Here is a 6,505-nt window from a genome sequence, read left to right on the forward strand (position 1 = left end):
ATGTCCTATCTGAACCGCTTTCGAAAGCATCTTTTTACGCGCCAGACGCTGATCTTCGCGGCGATCCTTGTGATTGCCGCAGTCGTCTGGTTTATCGGTCCTTTTATCGCATTCGGCGACTATCGGCCGCTCGAGACGGTGCTGTCGCGCACGCTGACGATCATTCTGCTGCTGGTGGTGCTGCTGTTCTGGCTGCTGCGATTGCCGGCCGGCGTGATCGGCGTAGGGCTGCTTTGTGTCGCGCTGTGGATCTGGCACTTCGGACCGGGATTTGCATTCGGCGATACGCATCCGCTCGATACGCGGTGGTCCCGCGCGCTGCTGATCTCCGTGCTGCTGGCGTGCTACACGATTTATGCAATCTACCGCCTGTTGAAGGCGGTCGAAGACGACAAGGCACTCCTGCAGCGCATCCTGAATCCGTTCGCACGCAAAGCGGACACGGCTCCGCTCGCGCGCAAGGAGATCGGCGCGCTCAACTCGGTGGTCACGAAAGCGATCGACAAGCTCAAGCGCCTGCGCGGCGGTCCGAGCGGACTGCGCCGTCTGCTCGAAAACCAGCGCTATCTGTACGAGTTGCCGTGGTACATGGTGATCGGCTCGTCCGGCGCCGGCAAAACCACGCTGATTCTCAATTCAGGGCTCGATTTCCCCGACGCCGATCAGATGGCCGGGGCGTCGTTGAAAACCCGCGTCGAAACGCCAAACTGCGATTGGTGGTTCACGAACGAAGCGGTCCTGATCGATACCGCCGGTCGCTATACGGTGCACGACGCGGCTTCGCCGGTCGCGCCGGACGGCAGCAACGCGGAAGACGCCGAACCGCGCGACCAGAAGTCCGCGAACGCAGCCGAATGGCACGGCTTCCTCGCGCTGCTGCGCAAGCGGCGCCCGCGTGCGCCGATCAATGGCGCACTGCTGGCCGTCTCCGTCGGGGAACTGTTGACATGTTCGGCGTCAGAGCGCAACACGCTTGCCGCATCGTTGCGCGCGCGGCTCGGCGAATTGCGTCAGCAGCTAGGTATCCGCTTTCCGGTCTACGTACTCGTCACCAAGCTCGATTTGCTGCCAGGCTTCGCCGAGTATTTCCAGTCGCTCACGGCGGAGAGCCGCGCGCAGATTTTCGGCTTCACGCTGCCGTATCGGCACGACGGTGACGACCAGCATCGCGACGCACTGCGTTTGAGCTGTGCGGCCGAGTTGCGCGAGCTGGAACAGGGACTGGAAGACGGCATCAATACACGTCTTTCGGAAGTGTATGAAGTCGACCGGCGCAGAAAACTGTATGCGTTGCCGTCCGAGTTCCGTTCGCTGTGCGCGGAGCTGACCGAACTTCTCGCCCTCGTGTTTCTCGATTCGAAATACGACGACACGCAGCTCAATAGCACGTTGCGCGGCGTGTATTTCACGAGCGCCGCGCAGACTCACGAAATTGTGCCGGCCGACAGCACGACACTGCTGCAGCGGCTGAGTCGCGGGTTGGCGGGCATCGCCGGCGGCGGAGCCAGGGCGGCCGGGTGGGTGCCCCTGGCGTCGTCTATGTCCTCGCCAGGTGAGGCCCCGCCCAGCGCCTATCGTGGCTATTTTCTGCGCAATCTGTTTCAGCGCGTGATTCTCGCCGAAGGGCATCTCGTGCGGCCGAACCGATACTGGGAGATGCGCTTTCGTGCGCTGCGCGTCGTCGGCCATTTGCTGTCCGTCGTCGTTGCGGTCTGGCTTATCGGCGCGCTCGTCGTGAGCTTCGACAACAACCGCAACTACCTCGCCGCGATCGATCACAAGACCGATACGCTCGCCACGCGTTTGGCTGCGCAGCGTAAGGTGCCACAGCAAGGCGCGACCGGGCAGATTCTATCCGCGTCGCACGAGTTGCCGAGCTTCCATGACCTGGACCTCGGCAGCCCCGGTATCGCATGGCGCTACGGGCTGTATACGGTGACCGCCGTGCGTGGGGCGGCCAGCGGGACCCACAGTAATCTGTTGCATCAGATGCTGCTGCCACGAATCGCCGGCCGGCTCCAAACGGTGCTCGACACGCAGATCGGCGCGCAAGACGCTGATGCTGTTTATCGCACACTGTCGGTGTATCTGATGCTCTTCGACCGCGCGCATTACGACGCAAAGGCGATCAAGGCATGGGTGCTCGGCGACTGGGAGCGAGCGAACAGCGTCGCATCGATCGGCGAGCGCAGCGTGATGGCGCGCCATCTCGACGCGTTGTTCGTCGACGGCGTGCCCGCGGTCCCCGCGCAGCCGCTTAGCGCGCCACTCGTCACACGTGCGCGCGACTTTCTCGGTCGTAACCCGGCATCCGGGCGGCTCTATGAGCGGGCGATGAACGCGATGGCGCCTGAAGCTCCCGAGAGCGTCACGTTGATCAGCGCAGCGGGTCCGCAGGCGAGTGCGGTGTTCTCGCTGGCACAGGGGTCGGCACTCGAGCGCGGCATACCGGGTCTCTATACCTATGACGGTTATCACGCCGTTTTTAACCCGCGCCTGACCGAGTTTCTCGAGCAGGCGCAAAAACAGGATGCGTGGGTGATGGGCATGGCCGACGCATCGGCGCGGTGGCGACGGTGGGCAGGTGGACGCGCGCGCGCCGATTCAGCGCGTGATAGCACTGGCGACGCGGCCGCCGACATGTCAGGTGCTCGCCAGGACCGCGTCGCCGACGAAATCCGGCGCCAGTATCTGACCGATTACGGCAACTACTGGCAGCAGTTTCTCGACGACGTCAGGCCGGTTGCCGGCGGCGACGGCACGCTGGCGCTCGATCTGCAGACGCTGCGGACGCTCGCCGCGCCGGATTCGCCGCTCGCGCGGCTGGCGCGCACGGCGGTGCACGAGACGTCGCTATCGGTGACCGACAGCGCGGACGAGCCGTCGCTCGCCGATAGCGCGGCCAATGCCGTCATGCGCCGCTCGCGTGCAGCGCGCGCGGCAAGCGCTGTGGCTGCGACGGCGACGCTGGGTCAGATCGCGCGGCAGCGCATGGAACGGGAGTTGGTCGACAACCGCTTCGCCGCGCTGCGCGAAGTCGTGACCGGCCACGCCGGCACCGGCAACGGGGGAGCGTCGGCGCCAGCGTCGGCGCAAATGCCGATGCATAGCGGCACTGCGCTGCGGCTCGACGCGATCATCGGCCTGATCAACGAGCAGTACACGCACCTCGTGATGGCCGGCAACGTGCTCGCGACCAACAGCATGCCGGCCGTCGGCGACCTCGGCTCCACGCTGCAACTGGAGGCAGAGAAGCTACCCGCGCCATTTCGCGCGGTCCTGACCGGTATCGCTTCGCAGTCGATGAACAAGCTGGACCGCGGCGTCGGATCGTTGCTGGCGCTGCAGGTCGAGTCGAGCGTCGGCGCGCAGTGCCGTCGCGCGATCGAGGGCAGGTATCCGTTTGCCGCCAGCGTCCAGGAAGTCGACGTCGACGACTTCAACCGGGTGTTCGCGGCAGGTGGGCTACTCGACGACTTCTTCCAGAAGACGCTCGCGAGTCACGTCGACACCAGCAGTCGGCCATGGCGCTACAAGCCGGTCAATCTCGGTATGCCGCCAATGCGGGGCCCGGGCCTCGAGCCGTTCGAGCGGGCGGCCGAGATTCGCGAGGTGTTTTTCCGCGATCCGGGCGCGAACCGGATGGCCTGGAAGATGGGCGTGAAGGTTGTGTCGCTGGATCCGGAAATCACCGATCTAGTAATCGATATCGACGGCCAGAGCCACCGGTATGCCCATGGCCCGGTCACGACATTCCCGGTCGGCTGGCCCGGCCCGCGTGGCGGTTCGATGGTCGGTATCACCGCGAATCCCCGCATCCGTCCGGACACGTCGACCATCATGGCCGAAGGACCGTGGGCATTGTTCCGCCTGATCGACCGTGGCCGCGCGACGTCGACTTCGTCGTCCACCCGCACCGCGGTGGAGTTCGATTTCGACGGCCGCCGCGCCGTGCTCGAACTGACAGCGGGCGGCCAGTCGGGGGCACAGTTGACGGGCCTGCTCAGCGGCTTTCGCTGCCCTGGCAGCGGTAGTAGTAAAGACAGCGCGGGCCAGACTGCGGCATCGGCGGGTTTCTCCGCCGGCGGTGGCCGGTTGCAGTTTCGACGTACCGGTGCGCAATCCCGCGCCGGGTCGCTTTCGATGAATAGAGTCTAGAGGGGTGAATGTCAAATAGCACGTTAAGCAATAGCGCCGTTCAGGCTCGGGCCGTTACGGTGTCCAGTGCGGCCATGCCGCGGCTACTCGGGCAGCCTGCGCTCGAGTTCATGTCGTTGAACGGCAACGAGTGTCTGGGCGAGCTGTTTAGCTACGAACTGCGGTTGCGCACGCCCGACGATTACACGGTGCCGCTTGCGGTCAGCGCCAATATCGACCTGGCGGCGCTGCTCGGCAAGGAAATGACCGTGACGATGGAGCTCGATCGCCCTGGTGAACTGGCGGCCGACGCGGACGCGGCCCAGCGTGAGATCACCGGAATCGTCGCCGAGGCGGCGTACGTGTGCCGCGAAGGCCGGTACAACGTCTATCGCGTCGTGCTGAAACCGTGGCTATGGCTCGCCACACTGACGACCGACTTCAAGACGTTTCAGGACAAGACCGTCATCGAAATCATCGACGAGGTGCTGAAGGACTATCCGTACCCGGTCGAAAAGCGGCTTGACGTTAGCCGCTATGAGTTGAACGGCGAAAGCCCGCGCAACGAGCCGCGCGCGTTCCAGGTGCAGTACGGCGAAGCCGATTTCCATTTTATCCAGCGTCTGATGGAAGAGTGGGGCATCTACTGGTTCTTCGAGCATTCAGATGGCAAGCACCGGCTTGTGCTGTGCGATCACATCGGTGCGCACCGCAAGTCGGCGAATCCGTCTTACCAGACGCTGGTTTTCCAGCCGCAGGGCGGCAAAACCGATACCGAGTACATCAGCGAGTTCTCGACGACAGAAGCACTGTGCACCGGCCACTATGTGGCGAGCGACTTCGACTTCACGCGATCGCGCGCCGATCTGCGCGCGATCAACCAGCAGCCGCGCGATACCGACTGGAATACGCTCGAGCGCTACGAGTGGCCCGGCGACTACACCGACGGCAGCCACGGTGACCTGTTGGCTCGCACCCGTATGGAAGCGCTGCGCGCGCCCGGCAGGCGTGCGAGTGGCGCGGGCAACGTGCGCGGGCTCGCGTGCGGCCAGACGTTCGAGCTGGCTCATTACGACCATACGGCGGCGAATTGTGAATACCTGGTCATCGACACGCAACTTGAACTGACCGGCAACCCCGACGAATCGGGCAGCCATTACGAATACACCTGCACCAATAAATTCAACGTGCAGCCGACGAGCGAAATGTTCAGACTGCCGCGGAAAACGCGCAAGCCGCGAGTGAGTGGCCCACAGTCGGCGATCGTCGTGGGGCCGCCGGGCAACGAACTATGGACCGATGAATTCGGCCGCGTGAAGGTCCGCTTTGCGTGGGACCGCTACGGCCGCGACGCCGAAACGGATTCGTGCTGGGTCCGCGTGAGCCAGGCATGGGCCGGGGCGGGCTTCGGCGGCCTCTACATTCCGCGCATCGGACAGGAGGTGATCGTTGATTTCTGGAATGGCGATCCGGATCGTCCACTGATTACCGGCAGCCTGTACAACACACTCACGCGTCCGCCGTATGAATTGCCCGGCAACGCGACGCAAAGCGGCTTCATGAGCCGGTCGATAGAAGGGGGCTTGCAGAATTTCAACAGCATTCGTTTCGAGGACAAGACGGGTGCCGAGGAATTCTCGATTCAGGCGGAGCGGGAAATGAGCCGGCTGACGAAATCCAATGAGTCTCATGTCGTCGGCGCCGACTATACGGTTGGCGTGGCGGCGGCGCACAGCGTCGCGGTAGGGGGCAAGTACTCCGTGCATGTGAAGAAGGCCGCGTTTTATTCGGTAGGCCTCGCGCAGACGCTTTCTATCGGGGGAGCGGAGGCTACGGCGGTTGGCGGTGCATCCGCGTTGACGGTGGGCGGAGCCCGTTCAGTCACGGTCGGCGGCGCGTCGTCGCACGCGGTGGGGGGCGCTTATTCGCTGTCCGCGGGGGGCGTGCTGTCCATCGTTTGCGGCAAATCGTCGTTGACGATGAACAAGGACGGCGAGATCAAGCTGATCGGCAAATGCATTCGCATCCAGGGTGACGAGCGCGTCGTCGTGCAGGGCATGCCGCTGGAACTTAATCCGGGAGATCTCGAACCCGGGAATAGCACGACGGTACCGGTTCCGGTCGTCGTGCTCGGCGCGGCGGATGGAGAGTTGCCGGGGCTACCGGGCATACCGTGTTTGCCGTTGCCGGGCGGCCCGGATGCGTCGACCCCGCCGACACCGACACCGACACCGGCACCGGCACCGACACCGGCACCGAGACCGGCACCGACACCGGCACCGGCACCGGCACCGAGACCGGCACCCACATGGACACGGTCGACCGCGACGCCGCCGACACGGCCGCCCAGGACCGGGCCGACGCCATG

At 64.5% G+C, this 6,505-nt stretch carries 2 protein-coding genes; both read left to right on the forward strand.

What is annotated here, in order from left to right; genetic code table 11:
- A complete protein-coding gene (gene tssM, locus VGH68_RS12050; protein ID WP_331603848.1) occupies positions 1–4,158 on the forward strand; it encodes a type VI secretion system membrane subunit TssM in 4,158 nt (1,385 codons plus the stop codon).
- A gap of 8 nt (positions 4,159–4,166) precedes the next feature.
- On the forward strand, positions 4,167–6,505 hold a 2,339-nt coding region (locus tag VGH68_RS12055), incomplete at its 3' end, for a type VI secretion system Vgr family protein (RefSeq protein ID WP_331603849.1).

This window comes from Paraburkholderia sp. (genome assembly GCF_036488505.1).
Lineage (GTDB): Bacteria > Pseudomonadota > Gammaproteobacteria > Burkholderiales > Burkholderiaceae > Paraburkholderia.

Coding starts and splice junctions, on each gene's coding strand:
- tssM (WP_331603848.1), top strand. CDS start 1: ATGTCCTATCTGAACCGCTTTCGAAAGCATCTTTTTACGCGCCAGACG.